The sequence below is a fragment of the Desulfosalsimonas sp. genome (genome assembly GCF_046483245.1).
Taxonomy (GTDB): Bacteria; Desulfobacterota; Desulfobacteria; order Desulfobacterales; family Desulfosalsimonadaceae; genus Desulfosalsimonas.
Genome location: NZ_JAWODO010000106.1, coordinates 1 through 3462, shown reverse-complemented (window position 1 = coordinate 3462; position 3462 = coordinate 1). Strand labels below are relative to the sequence as shown.

3 protein-coding genes are annotated in these 3462 nt (G+C 54.2%); all 3 read left to right on the top strand.

Annotated features, from left to right (window positions below; translation table 11 throughout):
- The first annotated feature begins 132 nt into the window (after nucleotides 1–132).
- The 3 genes from R6U41_RS09300 to proX all read left to right on the top strand — a co-directional run bounded on the left by R6U41_RS09300 (nucleotide 133) and on the right by proX (nucleotide 3104).
- Nucleotides 133–1122: a glycine betaine/L-proline ABC transporter ATP-binding protein gene (locus tag R6U41_RS09300; protein WP_410269561.1), complete on the top strand. Its 990-nt coding sequence runs from the start codon at nucleotides 133–135 to the stop codon at nucleotides 1120–1122.
- Nucleotides 1123–1130: 8 nt separating this feature from the next.
- Nucleotides 1131–1976, top strand: a complete 846-nt coding sequence (locus R6U41_RS09295) for an ABC transporter permease (protein WP_410269560.1) — start codon at nucleotides 1131–1133, stop codon at nucleotides 1974–1976.
- Nucleotides 1977–2063: 87 nt separating this feature from the next.
- The gene (proX, locus tag R6U41_RS09290; RefSeq protein WP_410269559.1) at nucleotides 2064–3104 is read left to right on the top strand and encodes a glycine betaine/L-proline ABC transporter substrate-binding protein ProX; all 1041 of its coding nucleotides are present in this window, start codon (nucleotides 2064–2066) and stop codon (nucleotides 3102–3104) included.
- The last annotated feature ends 358 nt before the right edge of the window (nucleotides 3105–3462 follow it).

The following is a 3462-nucleotide window of genomic DNA, read 5'->3' as shown; positions in this document are numbered from 1 at the left end:
GAATGCGGCTACAGCGGTCACTGTTGCCCCGCTATCAAGCATAGAAGCACCTAGCGGAAAAGCTATCAGAGCGGGGATGTGAAGCACGGAGCCTACCGCACCGACGAGAAGAACACCTAAAATGCCGGCCGGCTGATCGAGCCCACATCCGGCACGATCCTCGTCGAAGACCAGGACATCACCAAGATGGACACCAAGCAGCTCACCGAAATGCGAAGAAAGTACATGAGCATGGTTTTTCAGTCATTTGCCCTGATGCCCCATTTGACGGTACACGAAAACGCCGCATTCGGCCTGGAGATCATGGGCATACCCGAGCAGAAACGAAAGGAAAGGGCAATGAACGCCCTTGAACAGGTGGGCCTCGACCATGTGGCCGACAGCTATCCCAAATCCCTTTCAGGCGGAATGCAGCAGCGGGTGGGCCTGGCCCGGGGCTTGGCCGTGGATCCCGACATCATGCTCATGGATGAGGCGTTTTCCGCATTAGACCCTCTGATCCGCACGGAAATGCAGGATGAACTGTTAAAACTCCAGGAAGGAAGCGACCGGACGGTTATTTTTATTTCCCATGACCTGGACGAGGCTATGCGCATCGGCGACCGCATCGCCATCATGGAAAGCGGCCGGATCGTACAGATCGGCGCACCGGAAGAAATCATGCGCAACCCGGCTGACGATTACGTCAAGGCCTTTTTCCGCGGGGTGGATCCCACCAATGTATATACCGCCGGCGACATCGCCACCACCACCCAGGTCACATTCCCGCTGCACAAGGCCGGTCTCAGGGCGGTGCGCCAGCGGCTCAATGAATATGACCGGGAATATGCCTATGTGCTGCGCAAGGACCGCACCTATGTGGGTGTGGTATCCCTGAACAAAATCCAGCAGGCCCTGGAGGATGAAACCATCAATTCCCAGGACATCACCCCGGCCTACCTTGAAGGCATCGAGCCGATGCAGCAGGATGCAACCCTTCAGGAAGTGCTGCCCAAGCTCACCGAATACGAATGCCCGGTTCCCATTGTGGATTCCGCCAACAAATACAAGGGCACCATCTCCAGGCATCTTTTCCTGCGGACATTGACCCGGGAGAGCAATTATGACGAACAATACGCATAGGAGGCACCATGTTTGATATATTCCGACACACCATCCCCTTAGATGACTGGATTGCATACGGGGTTGACTGGCTGGTGGGCAATTTCCGGCCGCAGTTCCAGGCTATCAAAATGCCCATTCAATGGATGCTAAACGGCATCAACGATCTTTTGCTGTGGCTGCCGCCGGAAATCATTCTGATACTGTTTTTGATAGCCGGCTGGAAGGCCGCCGGCTGGAAGGTGGGGCTTTTCAGCTTTATTTCCATGGGCTTTATCGGCATGATCGGTTTGTGGGACGAGACCATGACCACCCTGGCCATGGTGATTTCCGCTGTGGTGGTCTGCGTGTTAATCGGTGTGCCCCTGGGCATTTTATCATCACGAAGCAACCGTTTTGAATCGGTTTTGCGCCCGGTTCTCGACGCCATGCAGACCACGCCGGCATTCGTCTACCTGGTGCCGGTTGTCATGCTTTTTTCCATCGGCACGGTGGCCGGAGTTATTGCCACCATCATCTTTTCCATGCCCCCCATCATCCGCCTGACCAATCTTGGCATCCGGCAGGTGCACCCGGAACTCATTGAGGCCACTTACTCCTTTGGCGCCACCCAAAGCCAGGTATTATTGAAGGTTCAGATTCCCCTGGCCTTGAAAACCATCATGGCGGGCTTAAACCAAACCATCATGCTGTCATTGTCCATGGTCGTGATCGCCTCACTCATCGGCGCCGGCGGTCTGGGCGTGCCTGTGTTTGAAGGCTTGAACAGTCTGCAGGTGGGCCTGGCCGGCATCGGCGGGCTGGGCATTGTTTTAATGGCCATGGTGCTTGACCGCATCACCCAGGCGCTGGGGCAAACCAAATATGATGAATAGAATCTTGCTAGGTCCATGCCATGTACAGGGCCTGGCGCATACAAGCAGTGCAACAGGATAAAACAACACCAAAAAAGGAGGATTCCCATGAAACTGGCAAAAAGAATCGGTCTTGCAGGGCTTGTGATAGCCGCATTCATGATGGCCTTTTCCGGCACAACCATGGCAGAGGACCTGCCCGGCAAGGGCAAAACCATTGAACCGGCCGCGGCCACATGGACCACTGGCTTTTTCCTGGAAGCGCTTTATTCAAGGGCCTGCGAAGAACTCGGCTATGAAGTTGATGACGCGAAAAAACTCGGCGGCCCGATTTTTTACCGATCCCTTGCCAACGGCGAGGTGGATTTTTGGGCCAACGGCTGGTTTCCCTTGCACGCTGAATTTCTCCCAACCAACTGGGAAAAAGACATCGTGATGGCCGGCACGGTGGTCGAGGCCGGCGCTGTCCAGGGCTACCTGGTATCCAAGGAACATGTGGAAAAATATGACATCAAGTCCCTGGACGATTTCCGGCGCGACGAGGTCAAGGAGGCTTTTGATGCAAACGGCGACGGAAAGGCCGATATGGTGGCCTGCCCGCCGGGCTGGGGATGCGAGAAAACCATTGCCCATCACATGGATGTCTATGATCTCCACGATGACATCAACCTGATCAAGGCCGGCTACAGCGCCAGCATGGCTGACGCCCTGGCCCGTTACAACGACGGCCAGCCGGTGTTTTTCTACACCTGGACGCCTAACTGGACGGTCTACAAATTAAAGCCGGGCGAGGATGTCATGTGGATCAACGTGCCTGAAATCATTCCCAAGGAAGGCCAGAAGGGCCTGGAAGACGCCATGGTCGCCAAGGGCCTGACCGGCACGGTCACAGATCCCATCAAAATGGGTTTTGTGGCAAATGACATCCGCGTGGTGGCAAACAAGGATTTTCTTGAGGAAAATCCGGCTGTGAAAACCATGTTTTCGCTCATGTCCGTGCCCTTCCCCGACATTGCCGACCAGAACAACAAAATGTTTGAGGGCGAAGACAAACAGGAAGACGTTGAAAGACACGTGGACGAATGGATTGAAGACAACCAGAACAAATGGAACGCCTGGCTGGCAGCAGCCAAGGCCTCGGCAAAATAGCCCGCGCGCTTCAAACCTGGCCGGGGCCGGTCTGAAAATTATTTTGTGACCGGCCGGCCGGGTTTCAATAATTGTTGACCTTCAAAATCTCCCGGGGTAAAAAGGATTAATTTGTTTGCCCCGGGAGATTCGTATGAAAAAGCGGCAAAAACAAAAACCTGAAAATATTTTGATTCAAACCGTTTTCCTGTAAAAACGGGAAAACAAAAAACAACGGCAAACCAGAAACACAAACGAAAGGAGCAACAAATGAGCAAAAGCAAAAGGAACCTGTTTTTAGCAGGGTTGCTGGTATTATTACTGGCATTGCCCGCCAGCGCCATGGCCATCGAACTGGGCCCCCTGACAATCGGTGGTG